Origin of the sequence: Undibacterium sp. Jales W-56 (genome assembly GCF_025548535.1) — a bacterium.
GTDB lineage: Bacteria > Pseudomonadota > Gammaproteobacteria > Burkholderiales > Burkholderiaceae_D > Undibacterium.
Window position 1 is genome coordinate 149802 of record NZ_JAJLQW010000004.1, and the last position, 22485, is coordinate 172286.

Annotated in this window: 25 protein-coding genes; 16 read left to right on the top strand and 9 right to left on the bottom strand. The window is 54.3% G+C overall.

What is annotated here, in order from left to right; all coding sequences use genetic code 11:
* The first annotated feature begins 345 nt into the window (after window positions 1-345).
* The 4 genes from LPB67_RS12395 (at window position 346) to LPB67_RS12410 (ending at window position 4666) form a co-directional block, all read left to right on the top strand.
* Window positions 346-1770: a circularly permuted type 2 ATP-grasp protein gene (locus LPB67_RS12395; RefSeq protein WP_262837569.1), complete on the top strand. Its 1425-nt coding sequence runs from the start codon at window positions 346-348 to the stop codon at window positions 1768-1770.
* A gap of 71 nt (window positions 1771-1841) precedes the next feature.
* Window positions 1842-2792, top strand: a complete 951-nt coding sequence (locus LPB67_RS12400; protein WP_262837570.1) for an alpha-E domain-containing protein — start codon at window positions 1842-1844, stop codon at window positions 2790-2792.
* Between the two features lie 106 nt (window positions 2793-2898).
* Window positions 2899-3717 (top strand): transglutaminase family protein, encoded by an 819-nt coding sequence (locus LPB67_RS12405; RefSeq protein ID WP_262837571.1) that lies wholly within the window; start codon window positions 2899-2901, stop codon window positions 3715-3717.
* 73 nt (window positions 3718-3790) lie between these two features.
* A complete protein-coding gene (locus LPB67_RS12410) occupies window positions 3791-4666 on the top strand; it encodes a proteasome-type protease (RefSeq protein WP_262837572.1) in 876 nt (291 codons plus the stop codon).
* 83 nt (window positions 4667-4749) lie between these two features.
* Here the strand turns inward: LPB67_RS12410 and LPB67_RS12415 are convergent, their stop codons facing one another.
* From LPB67_RS12415 to LPB67_RS12425, 3 genes are read right to left on the bottom strand one after another with little or no spacing between them, the layout of a single operon-like run.
* Window positions 4750-5301: a DNA-3-methyladenine glycosylase I gene (locus tag LPB67_RS12415; protein ID WP_262837573.1), complete on the bottom strand. Its 552-nt coding sequence runs from the start codon at window positions 5299-5301 to the stop codon at window positions 4750-4752.
* A 12-nt stretch (window positions 5302-5313) separates the two neighbouring features.
* On the bottom strand, window positions 5314-6027 hold the full coding sequence (locus LPB67_RS12420; protein WP_262837574.1) for a site-2 protease family protein: 714 nt from the start codon (window positions 6025-6027) through the stop codon (window positions 5314-5316).
* Window positions 6028-6076: 49 nt separating this feature from the next.
* Window positions 6077-6985 (bottom strand): DUF2167 domain-containing protein, encoded by a 909-nt coding sequence (locus LPB67_RS12425; protein ID WP_262837575.1) that lies wholly within the window; start codon window positions 6983-6985, stop codon window positions 6077-6079.
* 218 nt (window positions 6986-7203) lie between these two features.
* Here LPB67_RS12425 and LPB67_RS12430 point away from each other — a divergent pair, with 218 nt between their 5' ends.
* Together LPB67_RS12430 and LPB67_RS12435 are read left to right on the top strand one after the other, a co-directional pair.
* Window positions 7204-7716 carry a TlpA family protein disulfide reductase gene (locus tag LPB67_RS12430; protein ID WP_262837576.1) on the top strand — a complete coding sequence of 171 codons (513 nt, stop codon included), beginning with the start codon at window positions 7204-7206 and terminating at the stop codon, window positions 7714-7716.
* A gap of 143 nt (window positions 7717-7859) precedes the next feature.
* Complete coding sequence (locus LPB67_RS12435) at window positions 7860-8354, top strand: TlpA disulfide reductase family protein (RefSeq protein ID WP_262837577.1); 495 nt, start codon at window positions 7860-7862, stop codon at window positions 8352-8354.
* A 41-nt stretch (window positions 8355-8395) separates the two neighbouring features.
* Here LPB67_RS12435 and LPB67_RS12440 read toward each other — a convergent pair whose 3' ends face one another.
* From LPB67_RS12440 to LPB67_RS12450, 4 genes are read right to left on the bottom strand one after another with little or no spacing between them, the layout of a single operon-like run.
* Window positions 8396-9925, bottom strand: coding sequence for a cryptochrome/photolyase family protein (locus LPB67_RS12440; protein WP_262837578.1), 1530 nt, complete (start codon window positions 9923-9925; stop codon window positions 8396-8398).
* 18 nt (window positions 9926-9943) lie between these two features.
* A complete protein-coding gene (locus LPB67_RS12445; RefSeq protein WP_262837579.1) occupies window positions 9944-11245 on the bottom strand; it encodes a DASH family cryptochrome in 1302 nt (433 codons plus the stop codon).
* Window positions 11242-11391, bottom strand: coding sequence for a DUF2256 domain-containing protein (locus LPB67_RS19195; protein WP_410482735.1), 150 nt, complete (start codon window positions 11389-11391; stop codon window positions 11242-11244). Before LPB67_RS19195 ends, LPB67_RS12445 begins: the two co-directional genes overlap by 4 nt.
* Window positions 11392-12933, bottom strand: a complete 1542-nt coding sequence (locus tag LPB67_RS12450) for an FAD-binding domain-containing protein (RefSeq protein WP_262837580.1) — start codon at window positions 12931-12933, stop codon at window positions 11392-11394.
* Between the two features lie 82 nt (window positions 12934-13015).
* On the opposite strand from LPB67_RS12450, the gene LPB67_RS12455 reads away from it, so the two are divergent.
* Window positions 13016-13249 carry a hypothetical protein gene (locus LPB67_RS12455; protein WP_262837581.1) on the top strand — a complete coding sequence of 78 codons (234 nt, stop codon included), beginning with the start codon at window positions 13016-13018 and terminating at the stop codon, window positions 13247-13249.
* A gap of 92 nt (window positions 13250-13341) precedes the next feature.
* Here LPB67_RS12455 and purM read toward each other — a convergent pair whose 3' ends face one another.
* Window positions 13342-14385, bottom strand: coding sequence for a phosphoribosylformylglycinamidine cyclo-ligase (purM, locus tag LPB67_RS12460; RefSeq protein ID WP_262837582.1), 1044 nt, complete (start codon window positions 14383-14385; stop codon window positions 13342-13344).
* 229 nt (window positions 14386-14614) lie between these two features.
* On the opposite strand from purM, the gene LPB67_RS12465 reads away from it, so the two are divergent.
* From LPB67_RS12465 to LPB67_RS12505, 9 genes are all read left to right on the top strand, one after another.
* Window positions 14615-15700 carry an AI-2E family transporter gene (locus tag LPB67_RS12465; RefSeq protein ID WP_262837583.1) on the top strand — a complete coding sequence of 362 codons (1086 nt, stop codon included), beginning with the start codon at window positions 14615-14617 and terminating at the stop codon, window positions 15698-15700.
* A complete protein-coding gene (hda, locus tag LPB67_RS12470; RefSeq protein ID WP_262837584.1) occupies window positions 15697-16377 on the top strand; it encodes a DnaA regulatory inactivator Hda in 681 nt (226 codons plus the stop codon). The genes LPB67_RS12465 and hda overlap by 4 nt, the downstream gene beginning before the upstream one ends.
* 38 nt (window positions 16378-16415) lie before the next feature.
* Entirely contained in the window at window positions 16416-17093 is a 678-nt protein-coding gene (locus LPB67_RS12475; protein WP_262837585.1) for an HAD family hydrolase, read from the top strand.
* A complete protein-coding gene (gene pcnB / locus LPB67_RS12480; protein ID WP_262837586.1) occupies window positions 17090-18442 on the top strand; it encodes a polynucleotide adenylyltransferase PcnB in 1353 nt (450 codons plus the stop codon). Before LPB67_RS12475 ends, pcnB begins: the two co-directional genes overlap by 4 nt.
* A 6-nt stretch (window positions 18443-18448) precedes the next feature.
* Complete coding sequence (folK, locus tag LPB67_RS12485; RefSeq protein ID WP_262837587.1) at window positions 18449-18928, top strand: 2-amino-4-hydroxy-6-hydroxymethyldihydropteridine diphosphokinase; 480 nt, start codon at window positions 18449-18451, stop codon at window positions 18926-18928.
* 93 nt (window positions 18929-19021) lie between these two features.
* Window positions 19022-19369 carry a DMT family protein gene (locus LPB67_RS12490; protein ID WP_262837588.1) on the top strand — a complete coding sequence of 116 codons (348 nt, stop codon included), beginning with the start codon at window positions 19022-19024 and terminating at the stop codon, window positions 19367-19369.
* Window positions 19370-19420: 51 nt separating this feature from the next.
* On the top strand, window positions 19421-20233 hold the full coding sequence (panB, locus tag LPB67_RS12495; protein WP_262837589.1) for a 3-methyl-2-oxobutanoate hydroxymethyltransferase: 813 nt from the start codon (window positions 19421-19423) through the stop codon (window positions 20231-20233).
* A gap of 6 nt (window positions 20234-20239) precedes the next feature.
* Entirely contained in the window at window positions 20240-20947 is a 708-nt protein-coding gene (locus LPB67_RS12500) for an ABC transporter permease (RefSeq protein WP_262837590.1), read from the top strand.
* Between the two features lie 5 nt (window positions 20948-20952).
* Window positions 20953-21606 carry an energy-coupling factor ABC transporter ATP-binding protein gene (locus tag LPB67_RS12505; protein ID WP_262837591.1) on the top strand — a complete coding sequence of 218 codons (654 nt, stop codon included), beginning with the start codon at window positions 20953-20955 and terminating at the stop codon, window positions 21604-21606.
* A 33-nt stretch (window positions 21607-21639) separates the two neighbouring features.
* Here the strand turns inward: LPB67_RS12505 and can are convergent, their stop codons facing one another.
* Window positions 21640-22308, bottom strand: a complete 669-nt coding sequence (gene can / locus LPB67_RS12510; protein ID WP_262837592.1) for a carbonate dehydratase — start codon at window positions 22306-22308, stop codon at window positions 21640-21642.
* Window positions 22309-22485 lie beyond the last annotated feature (177 nt).

Below are 22485 nucleotides of genomic sequence, written 5' to 3' on the forward strand. Positions count from 1 at the left end.
GCCTGTTAACATGTAAATCGGGAGTGCGAATGAGTCTAAACGGGTACAGGGCTAGGCGCAAAACGCGCCGTAGTGCGGGCACTATAAGCGATTTGCAACAACGCCATGACCCGTTTAGGCCATTCCCAGAGGGTTCACGCCCAAACGCACGATGGACTGCGTTGCCCCTCTTGCTGAGGCACCAGCCTCAGCGGCGATGCGCGCCTTGCCATCCTGCGTTTGGGCGTGAACGCATCTTCCGATTTACATGTTAACAGGCCCTAGAGAATATAAGCTATAAGCGATCTTTGAAAATGCTGGCATGCTTCTTGATAGTACCTACTTAAACAACAGCGAATTCACATCATGGCAAAATTTTTCAATGAAATGACGGCTGAGGGCAGCGATGCAGCAGGTAACGTCCGCGAACACTATCGTGAATTCAGCGCCTGGTTAAAGCAGCAATCGCCAGAAACTCTACAGCGCAAGCGCGCCGAAGCGGATCTGACTTTTCGCCGCGTCGGCATTACCTTTGCGGTGTATGGCGATGATGCGGGAACGGAGCGCCTGATCCCTTTTGACATCATTCCCCGCATCATCCCGGCGGCGGAATGGACCCAGTTGCAGAGCGGGCTGGTACAGCGCGTCAAAGCGCTGAACATGTTTATCCATGATATTTACCATGATCAAAATATCATCAAAGCCGGCATCATTCCCGCCGAACAGATTTATAAAAACGCCCAATACCGGCCTGAGATGCAAGGTATCTCCGTCGCTTCAGACATCTATGCGCACATTGCCGGCGTCGATATCGTGCGGGCCGGTGCCGGCGAATTTTATGTGTTAGAAGACAATCTGCGCGTGCCTTCCGGCGTCTCCTACATGCTGGAAGACCGCAAGATGATGATGCGATTGTTCCCGGAATTATTTGCGCGCAATAAGATCGCACCGGTCGATCACTATCCCGACATGCTATTAGACAATTTGCGTTCGGTCGCGCCGATGGGCGTCAACGATCCGACCATCGTCGTGATGACGCCAGGGATGTATAACTCGGCGTATTTCGAACATGCTTTTCTGGCCCAGCAAATGGGGGTGGAGCTGGTTGAAGGCAAGGACTTGTTCGTCAATGACAATGCGGTATATATGCGCACCACCCGCGGTCCCAAGCGGGTCGATGTCATTTATCGCCGGATTGATGACGACTTCATGGATCCGCTCGCCTTCCGCCCCGACTCTTCGTTGGGTGTACCTGGTTTGTTGTCGGTGTATCGCGCTGGCCGGGTTACATTGGCGAACGCCATCGGTACCGGCGTGGCCGATGATAAATCGATCTATCCTTTCGTGCCGGACATGATCAAGTTCTATCTGACCGAACAACCGATCCTGAACAATGTCCCGACCTATCAATGCCGCAAACCCGAAGACCTGGCCTACACGCTTGCGCATTTGCCTGAACTGGTCGTCAAAGAAGTCCACGGCGCGGGCGGCTATGGCATGCTGGTGGGACCGGCATCGAGCCAAGCGCAGATCGAGGATTTCCGGCAAAGGCTGATCGCCAAGCCGGACGGCTATATCGCACAGCCAACGCTGGCCTTGTCCGCCTGCCCGACTTATGTGGAAAACGGCATTGCGCCGCGCCACATCGATTTGCGGCCGTTTGTCCTGTCCGGCAAGAGCATCGCTATGGTACCGGGCGGATTAACCCGTGTGGCCTTGCAGGAAGGTTCGCTGGTGGTGAATTCATCGCAAGGCGGCGGCACTAAAGACACCTGGATACTTGAAAGATAACGGCTGGCGGGCTTATCGCTACATCCCGTCATTGTCGAAGTTAACACCCATATTGTGCAGGAGAAGAACTCATGTTGAGCCGCACCGCAGATCATTTATTCTGGATGGCACGCTACACCGAACGGGCTGAAAATACCGCTCGCATGCTGGACGTCAACGTGCAGACCTCGATGCTGCCGCAATCGGCAGAAGACGCCGAGCAGGGCTGGCGCGCGATGCTCGGCATCTCGGAATTGCAAAGCGCGTTCGATCATCAATATGGCTTGCTGAATGCCAAAGACGTACTCGACTTCATGGTGCGCGACCCGGACAACCCATCTTCGATCGCGGCCTGCCTGACTGAAGCCCGGGAGAATGCCCGTGCGGTGCGCGGCACCCTGACCACGGAAGTCTGGGAAACCCAGAACGCGACCTGGCTCGACATGCAGCAGCGACTGAGTAGCGGCCTGCTGGAAACCGATCCCAGCCAGTTTTTTGAATGGGTCAAATATCGCTCGCATTTATCGCGCGGTGTGACGCTGGGCACCATGCTCAAAGATGAAGCCGTGCACTTTATACGGCTGGGTACTTTTCTGGAACGGGCCGATAACACGGCGCGGATTCTGGATGTGAAATTTCATGCGGCAAAAGAAATCAGCCGCCGCGACGAAGCGGTGCAACGCGATTTTTATTACTGGGCGGCGCTGCTGCGCTCGGTCTCGGGCTTTGAGATTTATCGCAAAGTCTATCGCGATGTCATCACGCCGGAACGCGTCGCTGAACTGCTGATGCTGCGCGGCGATATGCCGCGTTCGCTGCTGGCCTGCATGGAGGAAGTGGTGCATAACCTCAAGGAAGTGCGTAACGACGTGTCGTCCGATACCGAGAGATTCGCCGGAAAATTGCATGCGGAACTGCAGTTCGGTCGCATCGAAGATATTCTCGCCGCCGGTTTGCACGATACACTGAGCGAGTTTTTAGAGCGCATCTTTGTGCTGGGTAACCGGGTCAGCCGCGACTTCCTGGTGCCGCTTGCCGCCTGATGAATCACCTTAAAAAACATACTCTCACTCAGTATTTTTAGCTAACGCAATATCAACCAGCGGATTCGGCTTGTTTTTATACGAAAAAGTGGGAGTATATTAATTTATGCAATTATCAATACGACACGAAACCACTTACCGCTACACCGCGCCGCTGGCTTATACCATCCAGCAACTGCGCCTGACGCCGCGCGTGGAGTCGCAACAACGCAGCCTGTCCTGGCAAATCGATACCACCGGCCATCGCCATGCGTATACCGACGCCTACGGCAATTTGTCGCACATGCTGACCATCAATGGCCAACTCGAGGCGCTGACGATCGTCGCACAAGGTGTCGTCGAGACCATCTTCCCGTATCAGGGCAGGCTGAATTTAATCGAACACTTGTCGCCGCTGATTTTTACGGTACCCACACCGCTCACCGAACCGACCGCTGGCATCGTCGCGTTTTCTGCGAATTGCCTGCCTGCCAAGCCTGAGCAAACCCAGACCAGGCATCTCATGAAAATGGCCGAGCACATCTTTGGTGCGGTAGCGTATCAAAGCGGTGCGACCGTGGTGACCACCACCGCGAACGATGCCTTGCTAATGGGGCGAGGCGTATGTCAGGATCATGCCCACCTATTCCTTGCCTGCTGCCATGCTCACGGCATTCCCGCGCGCTACGTCAGCGGCTATATCGATCCGGGCTCGACCGATCATGCCGCGAGCCACGCCTGGGTTGATGTCTGGGTCGAAGACAGCGACTTCTCCGGCTGGGTCAGCATCGACGTGACGCATGCACGTCTGATGACCGATGCGTATTGCCGCCTGGCGATCGGCCGTGACTACGATTCCGCCGCGCCCATTCGCGGCGTCAGACGCGGCGGCGGCGATGAACTACTCGATGTCAAGGTTCAGGTAGTGCCGATTTACGAGAGCTAACCTAGCTTCGCAAATCGCTTACAGAATTTAGCCTTAGGGTAAAATAAGCCTTTTACCAAAGACTCTTGCAACAATGACCTACTGTGTTGGCATGCGCCTCGATGCGGGGCTGGTTTTTCTCTCCGACTCCCGTACCAATGCGGGCGTCGATCAGGTCGGCACTTTCCGCAAAATGAGCGTGTTTGAAAATCCCGGCGATCGCATGCTGGTCTTGATGACCGCCGGCAATCTGTCGATCTCGCAATCGATCCGCCAATTGGCGTCTGAACATGTGTGCGCCGATGGCAGCACGATCTGGAACGCCCCGAATATGTATGAAGCCGCGCGCATCCTCGGCGAAGTCGTGCGCGCCGTGCATAAGAGAGATGCCGCCTCATTATCCGAATTCGGTATCGACTTCAATGTCAGCATTATTTTTGGCGGTCAGATCAAAGGCGAGCGCTGCCGCCTGTTCCAGATTTATGCGGCAGGCAATTTCATTGAATCGCACAATGAAAATACCTACTTCCAGATCGGCGAAGCCAAATACGGCAAGCCGATCATCGACCGGGTGGTCACGACCGCAACACCGCTCGATGAAGCGGCAAAATGCGCCCTGATTTCCATGGACTCGACGCTGAAATCGAACGTCTCGGTCGGCCTGCCACTGGATTTGCTGGTGTACGAAAATAATAGTCTGGCGGTGACCCGCTTTGTCACGATAGACGAAAAAAATCAATACTTCCAAATGATACGCAGCACCTGGGGCCGTCAGTTGAAAAGCGTATTCGAGGGCATCGATGATCCGGTATGGAATGCCGCACCGGAGGCAACCAGCAATGTGCTGTCATCCACCAATATGAATAGCAAACCCGTACGCGTTGCGATACCAAGCCATGTCAGTACGACTGGCATCGATGCAGCGCCGCTGCAAAGTCTGGCACAGCAATTCAATCCTAAGCAGCCATAAGCCACTGGCATCGAGATGCAAATGAGGTCGAAAAAATGGGCGCTACGATAGCGCCCATTTTCCTTTTCCCGCAAACAAACTGATTACGACTTACGCCAGGCGCAATCGGCCGCGTGATCCTGCACCATCCCGATTGCCTGCATATACGCATAAATAATCGTCGATCCTACGAACTTAAATCCACGTTTACCCAGATCTTTCGAGATCCGGTCTGACAAATCGGTTTTAATAATTCTCTCGCCATTATTACGGATCGGCTTACCGTCAACATAAGCCCACAAATACGCATCCAGGCCACCGGCTTCCTCGCATAATCGCAGATATGCCTGCGCATTCGTAATCGCCGCCGCGACCTTCAGGCGATTGCGTACAATGCCGGGATTCGCCAATAGTTGCGCGACTTTCTCTGCATCATACACAGCGATCTTCCGCGCATCCCAATGATCGAACGCCTTGCGATAATTTTCGCGTTTGTTGAGTATCGTCTCCCAGCTCAGTCCCGCCTGCGCTCCTTCCAGATTCAGCATCTCGAACAAACGTAATTCATCGTGACAAGGCACACCCCACTCATGGTCGTGATAATGAAGATAAAGCGGATTCGCTGGATTAGCCCAGGCGCAGCGTTGCGTAGTCATCATCGTTCCATCTTAAGATTTAGGCAAAATCTCATGCAATTCGTAACTCATCAAGGCCAGAAACGCGACCAGGCCCAGATACAGGACGCCATAATTGATACGCGTATTGGTCGGGACTTGATAGTAGTCGGCGGGCAAACCCTCTGGGGCTTCTTTGGAGAATGCCTGCTTTAACTGCGGATAAGCCAGAAGCGCAATCAAAATCAGCATGGGGCTTGGATTATAAAAAAATAAGGCAATCAGCAAAGGAATACCGGCTAACCAGACCTTAGGTGAAATAATGGCGGTGATGCGACCGCCGTCCAGCGGCGAAATCGGAATCAGGTTGAACAGATTAATCATGAATCCCGAATAGGCCAAAGCCAGCATCAGGTTACTGCCATAATTCCGTCCTATCCAGTAACAGGCCAGCGCCCCCATGCTGCCGGCAATCGGTCCGGCAAACCCGATATACGCCTCGGTCTCTACATCGTGCGGCAATTCTTTTAGCTGTATCCAGGCACCGACGAAGGGGATAAAGGTCGGCGCTCCGACATCCAGTCCGCGCTGGCGAGCCGCGATAAAATGTCCCATTTCATGCACGAAAATCAGCAACACAAAACCGACCGCATAAGGCCAGCCAAAAATCCATGAATACACCAGCATGGAGATAATCATGCTGCCGCCCGTCGTCAGCAACTTACCCAGCTTACCAACGGCGAACAGCCATGTGAACAACTTAAGCATGCAACGCTTCCTTAGTTATTGTGATGTGACACGCGAATCAAGCCAGGTCTTAAGCAGTATCGCCATCCTTCTTTTTACCGAACAGCTTGGCAAGCGCTGTACCTGCCGCTGCCAGGCCCACCAATAGTATTTTCTTGAACGCCAATAACATCGCAAAGATCTTCCCGAAGAAACCCAGTTTGGCAGCGACCCCGCCGGCGACCAAAGCCGCTAAACCGTACTCGGCGACCTTGTCGCTTTTTGCATCAAAATCGGCATAACGATTGCCGTCAACGAATTCAGTAAAGGCGACGACGTTCTGCATTTCTTTTTTCACTTCGGTGATTTGCTCCATCCCTGCCACCGCATTCAATACCAGGACGCCCTTGCGACCGAGTACGCGGATATTGTAGTTCAGTGAATTCTCGCCGGCCTTGCTACCGGAGAATTCCTTGGCCCAATAAAACTTGTGGCTCGCTTTATCGTAGCTGGGCTTCTCCGCCCAACCCACCAGCGTCATCGGCGCGTAACCGGCCTTCTTGCGCTCCTCGTTGGATGCGAGGTTAGCCTCTTTCATCTCCTTGAGCAAATCGTCGTAATTGATACTGTCGGCATCGTCGTCCTTGACATGACCGTCTTCATCATAGGTAACGACCACCCCCCAGCTTGCCGCACTCAGCGGACTGAGGTTGGCCGGAAAAATCATGCCCAGAGTTTTGGCGCCCGGCGGATTACCCCAGGCATCGACCAATACTTTTTCTGCATCTTCCGGTGATAAATAACGGAATGACGGGGATAAATTTAGGTGCGCGATACCGTTTTGCAAGGTGATTTTGCCTTGCTGGAATTTCAATGAAGCGACAAATTCTTCTGCTGTCATTTTCTTTTCCGGCGCATCGGCAGCGGCGGCAGCTTGCCCCATCTGTGCAAACAACAGCGAGACAGCAATGGCGACTACGACTCCTAATTTTTTAAACATGGTTTCCCTTGGCGACTTGATGATTTAGCGGATATTGATTTGCGTTCTGTGAAATAAGCCGGCAATATTATCAAATTAACCACTCCAATAATAGTGATGCATAAAAATATATTTCTGCATCGATGTAAGTTCGCACCGCCCATGGCGACTAATTATCTGCCAGCACCGGCTGCAACAATACCCCGAATCGACTCACCATACACCTCATAAGGTAAGCCATGAACAGACGGCATTTCATACAGACCCTGGCGCTATCGGGTTTATCCATTGCAGGCGCGAACAGCATGGCGCAGAACGGCAAAGACCCTGCGAAATATACGATGCAAGGGGTCGATATGTACGGCAAAAAATTCGACCTGAGCGATTTATCCGGGCAGACTGTGCTGGTCAGCTTTTTTACCGGCGGCTGCAATCTTTGCGCCCGTGATCTGAAATTGATGCGCGAATTTTATGTCGGCAATGCAAGGAGAAAATTCGTGTTGTTAGCCGTAAATGTCGATCAGGACAAAAAAGACTTTGACACCTACAATCAATTTGTGTCACTGGCGATTCCCAAGGAACAGCGCTTCCCTACCGTGTGGCGCAACGCACCGGGCCACAAAGATAATTTTGGCGCAATCGTGCGCCAGCCTACGCATTTTGTGCTGAATCCCCAGAGTGAACTGGTCTTCAGGAGGGAAGGCACATTTCAGCCCGACGACTGGGATAATCTATGGCTGTCATTGAGTTAAATTTCACGACATCGCGCCTACGGTTTATGATAAGGCTACTGCGCCGGGCAAGCTAGCGAGTTTTTCAAGCGCCATTCCACGATCTATTCACGACTTAGTCACTGTCATTACTTGATGAGGTTCTTATGAACAGAAGAGATTTTATGCAATCGACGACACTCGCCGGCCTGATGATGGCGTCGCCATTCGCGCTGGCCCAGGCAAAACCGGATGCGCTGACATATAAGCTGCAAGGCACCGATATCGCGGGCAAGAAACTCGATTTAAATCATTTTTCAGGCCGCACGGTGTTAGTCAGTTTCTTTACTTTCGATTGCGATCTATGCAGCCACGACCTGAAATTGATGCGCGAATTTTATGTCAGCAATGCCAAGAAAAAATTCGTTCTGCTCGGTGTGAATATCGATCAAAACAAAAAAGACCTGGACGAATACAACGACATTACGACCCATGCCTACCCTAAGGACCAACGTTTTCCTACGGTGTGGCGCAACGCGCCTGGGCACTCGGATAATTTCGGCAAAATCGTCACGCAGCCGACTCACTTTGTTCTGGACCCAAAGCATCAATTGGCGTTTAAACGGGAAGGTACGTTTCAGCCCGGCGATTGGGACAAACTGTGGTTATCACTGGAATAAACGATCACGATAATAACTGTGGCGATCACAGTTTTCCAGCCTCAAAGTTGATCAAGATTGGCACGCAGCATCTGCGCCCGCGCACTGAATCCCTCGATCGACTCTGCATCCATTTTATCTAATTGCCGATATACCATGCCGATACGCGGATTATTCGCCAGTCGATCCGCATTGCGATAAAAAAAGTCCCAGTACAGTGCGTTATAAGGGCAAGCCCGCTCACCGAGCCGGGCTTTTTTATCGTAGTGACATCCCTTGCAATAATCACTCATTCTATCTATGTAAGCGGCGCTGGACACATAGGGCTTGGTTGCCAGCAATCCGCCATCCGCAAACTGGCTCATGCCCAAGGTGTTCGGCATCTCGACCCATTCGAAAGCGTCGATATACACCCCCAGATACCAGCAATGAAGCGCATGCGGATCAAGCCCGGCCAGCAGCGCAAAATTACCGATTACCATTAGTCTTTGTATGTGATGCGCATGCGCCTGCTCCAGCGACTGCCCGATCGCATGAGACAGGCAACGCATCTTGGTTTGCCCGGTCCAGAACCAAGCCGGCAAGCCATTCGAGTGGCCGAATACATTGTGCTGTCCGTAGTCCGGCATGTTTGTCCAATACACCCCGCGCACATATTCACGCCACCCCAGAATTTGTCGGATAAACCCTTCCACCGCCGCCAGCGACGCATGACCGCTGCGATACGCCGCCTCTGCTTTACCGACGACTTCACGCGGGTTCAGCATTTTGACATTCAGTGCGAACGACAGCAGGGAATGAAATAAGCGCCAGGCATGGCTATTCATGGCATCCTGAAAATCGCCGAAATGCGGCAGCGCTTGTTCGATAAATGCATCTAGCTGCTGCAACGCTTCAGCACGATTCAGCGCCCATGCCAATTGATGTGCCTGCGGATTGCCAAAACTCTGCACACCTGCCGCGACGATGGCGTGCCACAAGGCGGAATGATCGTGGCAGATGCGCGCATCCACAGGCTCTGGTGGCGTGCCGCGCCAGGGCTTACGATTGTCATGATCGTAGTTCCACTGACCGCCGGCGGGCTTCGCCGCGTCCGCCATCAAGATATGATGTCGCACACGCATCTGCCGATAAAAATATTCCATCAGCCATTGACGGCGACCGGTAAAAATTTCTGCGGCTTCTGAGCGCGTCGTATAGAAATGCTCGCTATCGACCATCACCCAGGCCAATGCTGTACGCCGCCCATGTTCATACAATTGCTGATCGAGTCGCCACTCGTCCGGTGCCTGATATTCAAAACCGCTGGCCTGGTAATGCGCGATCAGATAATCAATATTGGCGGGCAGCGATTGGCGGTTCTCCACATCATCAATCGTCAGATAATGGACCCGGTGGCCGCGCTCCTTTAATTGACGCGCCATGTCGCGCATCGCGGCAAAAATTGCCAGAATCTTCTGCGCATGATGCAACACATAGTCGGTTTCCTGACGTATTTCCATCAAGACATAGACAATGTCGTCCGCCGTCTCGGAAAACCAGCGATGCTGGGGATTGAGCTGATCGCCGAGGATCAATCGCAGTGTAATCATAGATACCTTCAGGATGCTTTAGAGGGTCAGCCAAAGCCGCCGATAGGTACCGTCAGCGTCGTGATCATGCGTTTGCTTTGGCAGATTAAAGCGGCGGCCGTTACGCGGATCCGTTCCGCGACCAGCGATGTATAGCCAATTACCTTGATTGCTATACACATCGTAGTCAATTAATTGTGCTTCAAACCAGGCCGCGCCCGCCCGCCAGTCGCAAGCCAGTTCATGGATCAAATAGCTGGCAACAATTTGCCGCAATCTGTTCGATAAGTAGCCGGTTGCCGCTAATTCATCCATCCCTGCGTCCACCAGGGCCTCGCCAGTCTCTCCCCGACACCAGAGTGCAAATGCTGCCTCATCGTGCGGCGGCGCAGGCAAATTACTCAAGCCTGTGGCGCGGTATAAGCGCGACCCATATTTGAGATGGAGAAAGCGAAAGTAATCGCGCCACAATAATTCAAACCATATCCAATAACTACCATCGTTGGCACCGTGCTTATGTTCAAACGCTTTCAGCTCCGCATAGATGGTGCGCACCGATAACGCGCCGCAGGCCAGCCAAGGTGAGAATTTGGTTGAATAATCCACGCCTGTCAGGGCATTGCGCGTGAGCTTGTAGGAATGCGGTAATTTGCGTGCCAGATACTGTGCCAGGTGAGCGTTCGCAGCACTGGCGCCGCCGAAAAATTCAGCTTGCTCATAAGGGAATGAGGATCGCTCATCGGCTAGTGTTTGATGAGGTTTGGACAATAATCTGGCGAGCCTGTTTCTCTCCGGGATATCCAGATATCCGGGCAGCGGCGGGATAGATGCCGGCGCAGTCAGGGGCAACAGCGGAAAAATATCGGCGCGCTCGATCACCGTACGGAATTGCGTAAACACCTCAGGCAATGCAGATTCCGTAAATGGTAAATCGTCAGGATCAAGCAGGCTTGATTGCCAGGTAGTAATGACTTGCACACCCGCATCGCGCAAGGAGCTTAGCGCGGCCTCTTCTTCCGGTGCGGCGATGGCCTCACAAAAGATCGCGGCTACGCCGAACTCCCGTACTAGGGCAGGCAAAACTTCGTGCGGCGTACCGGTGAGCTCCAGCAAGCCGCTGCCATAGGATTGTAAGTGTGCATGAAGATCCGCTAACGCGGTCGCTAAAAACTGTTGGCGATGCAAGCCCCACCGCGCAAACCCCCACGCAGTTTTTTGCGACAAACCCGCCGGATGGCAAAAAACGGGAATCAGTCTGCTGGCTCTGCTAATGGCGTTCAACAGTGCTGGATTATCTGCCAGACGCAAATCATTGCGGAACCAATAAATAACCGTCGTCATGGGCTTCCTTTGCTTTCGTGACGGCAGCGTACCGAGCAATATTTGACTTCGTCCCAGACCTGTTCCCACTTCTTGCGCCAGCTAAATGGTCGCAGACATTGCGGACATACTTTGGTGGGTAAATCCGATTTTTTGCGCATTTTCATTTAAAACTCCCAACTCAGCTGGGATGAATTCTTCGCGGAAATTTGCTTGCTTGTCGAGCGAGTATGGTCTCTCCTCCGCGAACCATGTTTTTCGATAATCGGGGCTTTGGCAGATTTCACTGCAGCTTGTTCGCGCAGGGCAAACAAGCGCGCTTTAGCTGCACGGGTCGCCTGCTCCAGATCCACGACAGGGGATGGAATATCCTTACCGACAATCACCCCGCAATTGGCCTGCACCTCGGGCGGCATGCGCCACGGCTCAAACAGCCAGGAATCCGGTACCCGTCGCATCGCAGGCAACCAGTGGCGCACGAATCGACCATGCGGATCGTGGTCGCTCGCCTGTTTGATAGGATTGTAGATACGCGGGACATTGATGCCGGTAGTGCCTGATTGCATTTGCATCTGGCTCCAGTGAATGCCAGGCTCATAATCCAAAAACTGGCGTGCCAGCCAATGACCTACCGGTCGCCAGTCCAGCCATAAGGGATAGGCTGCGACGGACACCAGCATCGCCCGCATACGAAAATTCAGCCAACCTGTTTCACGCAACATCACAACGCAGGCATCGACCAGCGGCCAGCCGGTGCGGGCCGAGGTCAACGCGTCAAAATGAGCTTGATTCCAGTCGTGTTCACGCAGGCCGTCGTAAGCGCGATGTATATTGCGATATTCAATTTCTGGTTCGCTCTCTAATTTTTGTATGAAGTGGCAGTGCCAATACAGACGGCTGATGAAGGCGCTCAATCCTTGTTTTTGACGCGATGCAGTGAGCGGTAATTGGGTGCGCTGCCGCAAAGTCGCCTGCACAATTTCACGCAAGCTCAGACAACCGTAAGCAAGGTAAGGAGACAAACGGGAACACGCCGTCGGTGCAGATAACGGTGAGGAAATGCCGCCGCGATATTGATTGCTGCGATCGCTTAAGAAACTCTCAAGCACCGCCAATCCGGCCGCGCGGCCGCCTCGCTGGCGCTGAGGCGGATCGAATAATGTCAAACCCAGTTCTTGCGGCAGCGGGGGAAGCTGTTGCGCCAGCGGTGACGCCACAAAACTGACCGCACCCAATTCTGGTGTGGGCAGGCAGGCTTGTCCCACATGCGCATCCCAATGGGTATGCCAGCCATTACGGCTGGCCAGCCGTCGCACTACACCGAATTGGGCAAACTCTTGCCAGCTTACGCCTTGCGACTGGCACCAGCGTCCCAGCGCAAGATCGCGCTGGTAGCTAACCGCATTACCCGTTTCTTCATGGGAGTAGATGGCGCGAAACGGTGACGCAGCGTGCAGTTGTGCGAACACGGCGGGTACCTCGCCTGTCAGGACATGCAATTGACCACCCAGGCGGCGCAATCCGGCGTACAACTCGCGCAAACTTTCCAACACAAACTGATAATGCTGATTCGCCGCATCGGCCTGTGCCCAGATGCGGGGCTCTATCACGTAGACACACAACACAGTCCCATGAGAAGCGGCCGTGTGAAGCGCGAGGTGATCATGCCAGCGCAGATCCCGTTTAAACCAGACGATGCTGTAACTCATGCTTTGCATTATACAAAGCGAAACCAAGAGATCTCCGGCATATCAGCAACGAAGCGGAGAGCAACGGGTCAAGAGCGGGACGATGAAATTTGCCGATCTGCTACCTCAAACCAGAAAGCTGTCTGCAAGAGATAATAGGGTTATCCGCAAAGCGATCAATTGCTTACCGGCGTTCAGATTGAATCCGCAGGCTGGATGCGGCTTTCGGCAGCATTTCGTGCCAACAGGCGCACCCGGCTTGCGGGTTGGTTTTGAGAACGACCATCCCTATCGCCAATTCTTCTTGCCTTTTCACGCTGTCTCGGTGGCAAGGTAATGTGAGGTTTTATGTGAGATTTTGCTTGTTGCGTAAGCCTTAATAAAAAAGCGCATGACTACATGCGCTTTTCAGTTTGACGACGCAGATGTCTACACCACGATGGTCTGATGCTCATTGCCTTCACGCGCACGGATAGTGCCGATGCGGGCGACGGTCTCGCCTGCGGCTGTCAGTTGCGCCATCGCGGCATCGGCGTTTTCTTGCGCGACAATCACGACCATGCCGATACCGCAGTTGAATACCCGGTGCATTTCTGCATCGGCGACGCCGCCGTGCTGTTGCAGCCATTTGAACAAAGGCGGCAATTCCCAGGTGCTGCTGTCCAACACCGCAGTCAAGGTGTCGCCGAGCACGCGCGGCACGTTTTCCACCAGACCGCCGCCGGTAATGTGCGCCATGCCTTTGACTTCCATGCCAGCCATCAAGGCCAGCAAAGGTTTGACATAAATACGGGTGGGCGCCATCAGCGCATCGGCCAGGCTGCGGCCGTGGAAATCGGCGTTCAGGTCTGGATTGGCGACTTCGATAATCTTACGCACCAGGGAGAAGCCGTTCGAATGGATGCCGGAGGATGCCAAACCCAGGATCACGTCACCCGGCGCAATCTTGGTACCGTCGATGATCTTGGATTTTTCTACCGCACCGACCGCAAAACCTGCCAGGTCGTATTCACCATCCGGGTACATCGATGGCATTTCGGCAGTTTCGCCGCCGATCAGGGCGCAGCCTGCCTGTTCGCAACCGAAGGCGATGCCTTTGATCACGTCGGTCGCCGCGGCGACATCGAGTTTGCCGCAGGCGAAATAATCGAGGAAGAATAAGGGTTCGGCACCTTGCACCAGAATGTCATTGACGCTCATGGCGACCAGGTCGATGCCGACGGTGTCATGGCGATTCAGGTGGAAAGCCAGTTTCAGCTTGGTACCAACGCCGTCGGTGCCGGAAACCAGTACCGGTTCCTTATACTTCTTGCTGATTTCGAACATGGCACCGAAGCCGCCGATGCCAGCCATCACGCCTTCGCGCATGGTGCGTTTGGCAAAAGGCTTGATCGCGTCGACTAGCGCATCGCCAGCGACCATATCGACGCCGGCGTCACGGTAAGAGAGGGAAACATTGCTTGGTGTGCTCATGATAGTCGTCAATAGAGGCGTGAGGCGGTAAAATAGGAGGCTTGCCAGTGAATGCGGCAAATTTCAGCGGCAAAAGCGCTATTTTAACAAAACGCTCGCTCCGCTCCTAATTTTTAGGGAGCTAAATTAATACTTGCCCTGGAACTTACATGAGAGCTCAGGCAACATTGCTTCTGTTGCACTGTCAGTCTTGCTGATAATTTTTGACCGGAAACTACCTAGCCCGCCTATGCCATTTTCTTTTACTGCCGAGCAAAAACAGACCGCCCTGTGGCTGCTGATGGGATGCGCACTGCTGCTGTTGATGTCGATGCTGGGACCGATCCTGATGCCGTTCATCGTCGCGGCCATCCTCGCTTACATCCTCAATCCCTGGGTAGATCGCCTGTGCGCCTTGCGGATCAAGCGTTTCCAGTTACCACGCGCGCTGGCTGCGACCTTACTGATTCTACTGGTAATCATGCTGATCCTGACCATGCTGCTGATCATGACGCCGATTTTGCAAAAACAGATCCCCCAGTTGCAAGACCAGATTCCACGCTTTCTTGATAAGGCCAATGATTTGCTGGGACCGATGCTCAATGATCTAGGCGTCAAGGTTAAGCTCGATAGCGCCGGTATCAAGAGCATGCTGAGCGAGCAACTCGCGACCAGCGGCGATGTGATCGGCAAAGCCGTCCTGTCGTCGATCCGGGTCGGCGGTACGGCAGTGATAGGAATGGTGGCGAACCTGCTGTTGATTCCTATCGTCTTGTTTTACCTGCTGATGGATTGGCATGCGCTGATGGACAGACTGGAGCATTTCATCCCGCGGCGCTGGGTCGGCGGCGTAAAATCCGGCGTGATCGAAGTGGACAGCATCCTGGCGCAATATCTGCGCGGCCAGATCATGGTGATGATCGTGCTCGCGATTTACTATGCAGGCGGACTGGCGCTGGCCGGTTTTGATCTGGCGCTGCCGGTCGGCATCATCACCGGTTTTTTAGTCTTTATTCCTTACCTCGGCTTCGGCCTGGGTCTGGTGCTGGCCTTGATTGGCGCAGTTTTACAATTTGATGGCATGCATGGATTGGTTGCGGTGGCGATTGTGTATGGCATAGGACAGGTGCTGGAAGGATTCTTCCTGACGCCGCGCCTGGTCGGGGAGCGGATTGGCCTGCACCCGCTGACGGTGATTTTTGCCTTGATGGCATTCGGTCAGTTATTCGGCTTTATCGGCATCCTGGTCGCCTTGCCGGCGTCGGCGATCTTGGCAGTCGCGGTCAAGCATCTGCGCACTTCTTATTTCAATAGCTCTCTGTATCGTCAACCATGAGGCAATTACTGCTTGATCTGGATGCGGAAAAACCGCCTTCCCTAGATACCTTTGTGATCGGACAAAATGCCGAACTGGCGCAATTGCTGAGCCTGTTTTCTGATCGCACGCCCAGCCAGTACGGCGAGCGCTTTGTCTACCTGTGGGGCGAGACCGGTGCGGGCAAGACGCATTTGCTGCACGCCTTAGCGAGCAGCGGGCAAGCCCGCTATATCAGCGCCGACGCGCCGGGCAGCGCCTTTGACCACAGCCCGGAAATCAGCCTGTACCTGCTCGATGATTGCGAAAGCCTGCCGCCGCAATCGCAGATCGACGCCTTCAATCTGTTCAATGAAACCCGCGCCCATGGCGGCTTCCTGGTTGCCGCGGGCAATCATCCGCCGATGATCTTGAATCTCAGGGACGATCTGCGGACACGTCTCGGCTGGGGTCTGATCTACCAGGTGATGGAATTGACCGATGAGGATAAAATAGATGCCCTGGAGCGCGCAGCACAGGCGCGCGGCATGAGTATTTCAAGCGGCGTGTTACCCTACCTGATTACGCACTACCAACGCGATATGCGTTCACTGACCTCGATGCTGGATCAACTGGATCACTACTCGCTGGAAACCAAACGCGCGATCACTTTGCCCCTGTTGCGCGAACTGCTGCAGCAACAAGCCTATACCAATTAATGCCTACCAACGATCCTCAGTCTTCGCCTGCACCCATCATGCGCAACATCGCTTTATTCGATCTTGACCACACCCTGCTGCCGATCGATTCGGATTATGAATGGGGCCAGTTTTTAGCCCGCACAGGCGCGGTCGATGCCGAGGCATTCGCCCGACGCAATGCGGCATTTTTCGCGCAATACCAGGCCGGCACCTTGGACCCGGTCGAATATCTGGAATTTGCGCTCGGCACCCTGGCGCAATTCCCTAGCCATCAACTGGATCAGATGCATCAGCAATTTATGCAGGAAGTGATTCATCCGGCGCTGCTACCAACTGCCAGAGATTTGTTACGGCAACATCAGGAACAGAATGATTTAATCGCCATCATCACGGCAACCAATCGTTTTGTCACCGCCCCGATTGCCAGGGCGCTGGGAGTCGAGCACCTGATCGCGGCCGAACCGGAACTCGACAGCCAGGGCAGGATCACCGGCAAACTGCTGGGTGTGCCGACCTCCGGCCACGGCAAAGTCATTCATCTGCAGCAATGGCTGGCCAGCCAGGGCAAGCAGCTGAGCGATTTTCCGCGAAGTTATTTTTACAGCGATTCGCAAAACGATATTCCTTTATTGTCGATTGTGAGTCATCCTGTCGCCACCAATCCCAACACCAAACTACGTGCCCATGCCGAGCAATGCGGCTGGCCGATTATTCATTTATTTAACGCGCAATGATCAAGAAATTTATCCGCAAAATGTTGGGTGTCAAAAACCCGCCGGAACCCGCAGGAGCGAAGCGCAAACCCACTGTGCTGAGCGCCAAAGAACATGGCATCAATCCTGAATTGCTGTCAGCGAATGCCATCCGCGTAACCCAGACCCTGCAAGAAAACGGCTTTAAAGCCTTTGTGGTGGGCGGCGCGGTACGTGACCTGCTGTTAGGCGTCAAGCCGAAGGATTTTGATATCGCCACGAATGCCACGCCGGAGCAAGTCAAGCGTCTGTTCCGGCGCGCCTTCATCATCGGCAGACGCTTTCAGATTGTGCATGTCATGTTTGGCCAGGACTTGCTGGAAGTGACCACCTTCCGCGGCGCTGCGACCGATGGCGCACCCAAGGATGAGCATGGCCGCGTGCTGCGCGATAACACCTTCGGCGAACAGCATGAAGATGCGGTGCGGCGCGATTTTACGATCAATGCGATGTACTACGATCCGGCGACGCAAACCGTGCTCGATTATCACGGCGGGATTGCCGATATCCGTAAAAAGACCTTGCGCATCATCGGCGTACCGGAAGCGCGCTACCGCGAAGATCCGGTGCGCATGTTGCGCGTGGTGCGCTTTGCGGCCAAACTGCAATTCAGCATCGATGAAGCGACCCGCGCCCCGATTCCCGTGATGGCCCCCCTGATCAACAATGTACCGGTTGCCCGCGTGTTCGATGAAATGCTGAAGCTGTTGATGAGCGGGCATGCGATGGCTTGCCTGCAGCAACTGCGCAAAGCCGGTCTGCACCACGGACTGATGCCTTTGCTGGATGTGGTGCTGGAGCAGCCATTAGGTGAAAAATTCGTGACGCTGGCATTGGCCAACACCGATGAGCGGGTCCGTCAGGGCAAGCCGGTCTCGCCCGGGTTCCTGTTCGCATCCTTGCTCTGGCATCAGGTGCTGGAAAAATGGAAAGCCTATAAAGCAGCCGGGGAATTCGCGATTCCCGCCCTGCACCTGGCGGCCGATGATGTGCTGAACAAGCAAACCGACAGCCTCGCCCTGCAACGCAAGATAGGGTCGGACATGCGCGATATCTGGGCGATGCAGCCGCGCTTTGAAAAACGCGTGGGCAAATCGCCGTACAAATTGCTGGAACATCCGCGTCTGCGGGCTGGCTATGATTTCTTGCTGCTACGCTGCGCGTCCGGCGAACTCGATGCCGAAATCGGCGAGTGGTGGACGGCTTTCATGGAAGGCGACGGCAACGAGCGCGAGCATTTGCTGACGATCAAACCGACAGAGCAGGCAACAGAAGCAAAAAAACGTCGTCCGCGTCGCCGCGCACCGCGCAAAGCAGCGGTAGCCGAATAAATCGTGATGACGGTTCAGGCGAGTATCGGCATCGGCGCCAATCTCGGCGATGCGCGCGGCACCGTCGAGCAGGCGATCGCCCGGCTGGCGGCATTGCCGGCGTCCCGCCTGCTGGCGCAATCGAGCCTGTACCTGAGTGCCCCGATCGACTCGTCCGGCGACGATTACATCAATGCGGTGGTCCAGATCGGCACCGGCTTATCGGCGCATGATTTGCTCGCCGCCTTGCAACAAATCGAATTGGCATTCGGGCGCGAACGTCCGTACCGGAATGCGCCGCGCACACTTGATCTGGATTTGCTATTGTATGGATCGGAACAAATCAATCGTGACGGCCTGATCGTGCCGCATCCGCGCATGACTGAACGGGCTTTTGTGTTGCTGCCTTTACTGCAGGCCAATCCGCTCGCCCGCATTCCCGGCAAGGGCACGGTGCAGGACCTGGTCGGACTGGTAAAAGATCAGAGTATCCACGTTCTGAAATAATGCATTTTTATATACTACCTACCAGTACTGACAATTTTTTATTAAATCCGCAATATCCATGTGCGGAATAGGCCATCAATAAAACATACTCCCGTGCAAACTCCTGTTATCTTACAAACTACCGGCCTGCTGATTTTATCCAATATGTTTATGACGGTGGCGTGGTACGGGCATTTAAAAAATCTGTCCAGCAAGGCATGGTGGATCGCCGCACTGATCAGTTGGGGCATCGCCCTGTTTGAATATCTGCTGCAAGTACCCGCCAACCGTATCGGCTATACGCAATACAGCCTGGCGCAACTGAAGATTTTGCAAGAGGCCTTGACCCTGATCGTTTTTGTGCCGTTTGCTATGCTGTATATGGGACAGCCATTTAAGCTCGACTATGTGTGGGCCGGCTTATGTTTAATCGGTGCGGTGTATTTTATTTTCAGAAGCTGATCCTCGGCATGAGGATGAATCAACGTATCAATACTACTCTGGAGAATTATCTTGGCTGAATATTTACAAGATCGCAAGGCTGTCAGCATCCCGGGCCTGATCGAACAACGCCAGCAAGGCGACAAAATCACCATGCTGACTTGCTATGACGCCAGCTTTGCCGCCTTGATGGATCGCTGCGGCGTCGAGATGTTGCTGATCGGCGATTCGCTCGGCATGGTATGCCAGGGACACAATTCAACCTTGCCAGTCACCGTGCAGGATATCGCTTATCACACCGCGAGCGTCAGCCGCGGCAATAAGAGCGCGCTGGTGGTTGCCGATATGCCGTTCGGCAGTTATGCGACGCCTGAATCTGCCTTTAATAATGCGGTCCAGTTGATACAAGCCGGCGCGCAAATGGTCAAACTGGAAGGCGGCGCATGGCTGGCGCCGACGATTAAATTTCTGACCGAAAGAGCGGTACCGGTCTGCGCGCATCTCGGCCTGACACCACAATCCGTGCACCAGCTAGGCGGCTACAGAGTGCAGGGCAAAACCACTGCCGCGGCGGATTTGCTAAAAGCAGATGCCCAGAGTTTGCAGGCGGCAGGCGCCAGCGTCCTGGTGCTCGAAGCGATTCCTGCGGCTTTAGGCAAAGAAGTCACTAATTTGCTGGCGATACCGACCATCGGTATCGGTGCCGGCCCCGATTGCTCCGGCCAGGTATTGGTGATGCATGATCTGCTGGGGGTTTTCCCGGGACGCAAAGCGCGCTTTGTGAAAAATTTCATGGACGGACAAACCACGATTGATGCCGCTGTACAAGCTTATGTGGCGGCGGTCAAAGACAAGTCCTTTCCCGCTCCGGAGCATTGCTTCTAAACGCGCATGACGATCGGTGCCGCTGTCCACGATGCGTTTGGTTTGCTGTTCGCAGGTGACGGCACTCTGTGGCAAATCATCTGGGTATCGCTCAAAACCTCGCTCATCGGCCTGGGACTGGCAAGCGCGCCAGCCGTGGTGCTCGGCTACCTGATTGCCAGCCAGTCGTTTCGCGGACGGCGGCTGGTCATCTGGCTGGTGCAGGCGGCGTTGTCGCTGCCGACCGTATTGATCGGCCTGCTGCTGTATCTGTTATTGAGCCGCCAGGGCGCATTAGGAAGCTGGCACTGGCTGTTTTCGCAATCCGGCATTATCCTCGGTCAGGCTATCATCGCACTGCCGGTGCTGATCGCATTCACCCTGAGCGCAGTGCAGGCGGTCGATCCCAGATTGGCCGAAACGGCCTTCACTCTCGGCGCCAATCGCTGGCGCATTATGCTGACGGTGTTGCATGAAGTGCGTTTTGGCGTGTTTGCCGCCCTGATCAATGGCTTTGGGCGCGTCCTATCCGAGGTCGGTTGCGCCATGATGGTAGGCGGGAATATCGCCGGCGAAACCCGCACGATCACGACCGCGATTGCCCTGGAAACCAGCAAAGGCGAATTCGCGCAGGGGATTGCCCTGGGGGTGGTCTTGATCAGCCTGGCCTTGCTGATGAATGCCGTTTTACTATTGTTGCAGGGCGATACGCACAATGCGGGAAGACTGAGGTGAGCAATATGAGCAATCTGCTGAGCATGCAGGGTCTGCAAAAACAGCATGGCGATAAGCGCCTGCTCGACATCGAGCATCTCAGCATCGCCAGTGCCAGCGCCTATGTGCTGACCGGCATTAACGGCGCAGGGAAAAGCTCGCTGCTGCGCATTCTGTGCGGACTCGATAAAGCGACTATCCGGCAGGCCAGTTTGTTTGGCAAAGCTATTCACTGGCCGCCCGCCGCACCCGTACTGCGCGACACCGTCGTCTATGTGCACCAGCATCCGGTCATGTTCGCGGACACGGTCACTAGGAATATCGGCTATGGATTGAAATTGCGTGGCGGCGATCGGACCGAGCAAGCCGACGCGATACAGCAAGTCATGACTTGGGCCGGCATCAGCCATCTGGCAAAGCAGGCGGCTCAGACTTTATCCGGCGGTGAAAAGCAAAGAGTGGCACTGGCGCGCGCCAAAATTCTGCGGCCGAAATTATTACTGCTCGACGAACCGACCTCCAATCTGGACGGCGAAGCGAGAGAACAAGTGATTGCCCTGATCCCTGACCTGATCAGGCAAGGCAGCAGCATCATCATGGTCTGCCACGACCGGGATTTAATCGCGCTACCCAATGTACAACGCTGGAAATTAAGGGACGGCAAGCTGGAAACGCGCTAAATCAAAATTCAGCGCCTAGCCTGCCAAGGCTCATTATTCTTTAAACCGTGCCAGACTGGTTTCAAGATGCTGCGCCAGGGTATCGGGCGAATTAACCCGCATCCCCAGCTCACGCAACAAGCCGTCTTGCAGACCGTACACCCAGCCGTGGATAGTCAGATTCTGCGAGCGCTCCCAGGCGTCCTGCACGACTGTGGTCTGGCAAACATTGACGACTTGCTCAATCACATTCAGTTCGCACAGGCGATTGCTCTTTTCTCGCTCGGTATAGACATCACCGAGATACGCCTCATGTTTCTGATGCACATCCTGCACATGACGCAACCAGTTATCCGCCAGACCGACGCGCCGACGCGTCAAGGCCGCATGTACGCCGGAACAGCCGTAATGGCCGCAAATGATGACATGCTTCACCCGCAGCACATCAATCGCAAACTGCAATACCGACAGGCAATTGAGGTCGGTGTGAACGACGACGTTCGCGATATTTCGATGTACAAATAATTCACCGGGTAACAGGCCCAATAATTCATTGGCAGGGACGCGACTGTCAGAGCAGCCTATCCACAGATATTCCGGCGATTGCTGCGCCGCGAGTTTTTTAAAAAAATCAGCGTCCCTGGCATTGATTGCTGCAGCCCACTGACGATTATTCTGGAAAAGTTGCTCGGGAGAGAGGATGGATTGATCTTGTGTACTCATGTTAACAGGCCCTGGTCCTTCATTTTCAACAAGCGTGATTTTAACCGAGAATTTCCTCTAAATCCGGATACCCTTAAAAACGGTAGGCCGATTAAAAATCGCTCAGGACAAATCAAAAAGCGCGGCGAGTCAACTGACTGGCCGCGCTTTTTGCTCCATCTTATTTTGCCTGCCACA

Bases quoted from the DNA above. Each gene is read 5' to 3' on its own strand.
- LPB67_RS12395 (WP_262837569.1), top strand. From the start codon at position 346: ATGGCAAAATTTTTCAATGAAATGACGGCTGAGGGCAGCGATGCAGCA.
- LPB67_RS12400 (WP_262837570.1), top strand. From the start codon at position 1,842: ATGTTGAGCCGCACCGCAGATCATTTATTCTGGATGGCACGCTACACC.
- LPB67_RS12405 (WP_262837571.1), top strand. From the start codon at position 2,899: ATGCAATTATCAATACGACACGAAACCACTTACCGCTACACCGCGCCG.
- LPB67_RS12410 (WP_262837572.1), top strand. From the start codon at position 3,791: ATGACCTACTGTGTTGGCATGCGCCTCGATGCGGGGCTGGTTTTTCTC.
- LPB67_RS12415 (WP_262837573.1), bottom strand. From the start codon at position 5,301: ATGACTACGCAACGCTGCGCCTGGGCTAATCCAGCGAATCCGCTTTAT.
- LPB67_RS12420 (WP_262837574.1), bottom strand. From the start codon at position 6,027: ATGCTTAAGTTGTTCACATGGCTGTTCGCCGTTGGTAAGCTGGGTAAG.
- LPB67_RS12425 (WP_262837575.1), bottom strand. From the start codon at position 6,985: ATGTTTAAAAAATTAGGAGTCGTAGTCGCCATTGCTGTCTCGCTGTTG.
- LPB67_RS12430 (WP_262837576.1), top strand. From the start codon at position 7,204: ATGAACAGACGGCATTTCATACAGACCCTGGCGCTATCGGGTTTATCC.
- LPB67_RS12435 (WP_262837577.1), top strand. From the start codon at position 7,860: ATGCAATCGACGACACTCGCCGGCCTGATGATGGCGTCGCCATTCGCG.
- LPB67_RS12440 (WP_262837578.1), bottom strand. From the start codon at position 9,925: ATGATTACACTGCGATTGATCCTCGGCGATCAGCTCAATCCCCAGCAT.
- LPB67_RS12445 (WP_262837579.1), bottom strand. From the start codon at position 11,245: ATGACGACGGTTATTTATTGGTTCCGCAATGATTTGCGTCTGGCAGAT.
- LPB67_RS19195 (WP_410482735.1), bottom strand. From the start codon at position 11,391: ATGAAAATGCGCAAAAAATCGGATTTACCCACCAAAGTATGTCCGCAA.
- LPB67_RS12450 (WP_262837580.1), bottom strand. From the start codon at position 12,933: ATGAGTTACAGCATCGTCTGGTTTAAACGGGATCTGCGCTGGCATGAT.
- LPB67_RS12455 (WP_262837581.1), top strand. From the start codon at position 13,016: ATGAAATTTGCCGATCTGCTACCTCAAACCAGAAAGCTGTCTGCAAGA.
- purM (WP_262837582.1), bottom strand. From the start codon at position 14,385: ATGAGCACACCAAGCAATGTTTCCCTCTCTTACCGTGACGCCGGCGTC.
- LPB67_RS12465 (WP_262837583.1), top strand. From the start codon at position 14,615: ATGCCATTTTCTTTTACTGCCGAGCAAAAACAGACCGCCCTGTGGCTG.
- hda (WP_262837584.1), top strand. From the start codon at position 15,697: ATGAGGCAATTACTGCTTGATCTGGATGCGGAAAAACCGCCTTCCCTA.
- LPB67_RS12475 (WP_262837585.1), top strand. From the start codon at position 16,416: ATGCGCAACATCGCTTTATTCGATCTTGACCACACCCTGCTGCCGATC.
- pcnB (WP_262837586.1), top strand. From the start codon at position 17,090: ATGATCAAGAAATTTATCCGCAAAATGTTGGGTGTCAAAAACCCGCCG.
- folK (WP_262837587.1), top strand. From the start codon at position 18,449: ATGACGGTTCAGGCGAGTATCGGCATCGGCGCCAATCTCGGCGATGCG.
- LPB67_RS12500 (WP_262837590.1), top strand. From the start codon at position 20,240: ATGACGATCGGTGCCGCTGTCCACGATGCGTTTGGTTTGCTGTTCGCA.
- LPB67_RS12505 (WP_262837591.1), top strand. From the start codon at position 20,953: ATGAGCAATCTGCTGAGCATGCAGGGTCTGCAAAAACAGCATGGCGAT.
- can (WP_262837592.1), bottom strand. From the start codon at position 22,308: ATGAGTACACAAGATCAATCCATCCTCTCTCCCGAGCAACTTTTCCAG.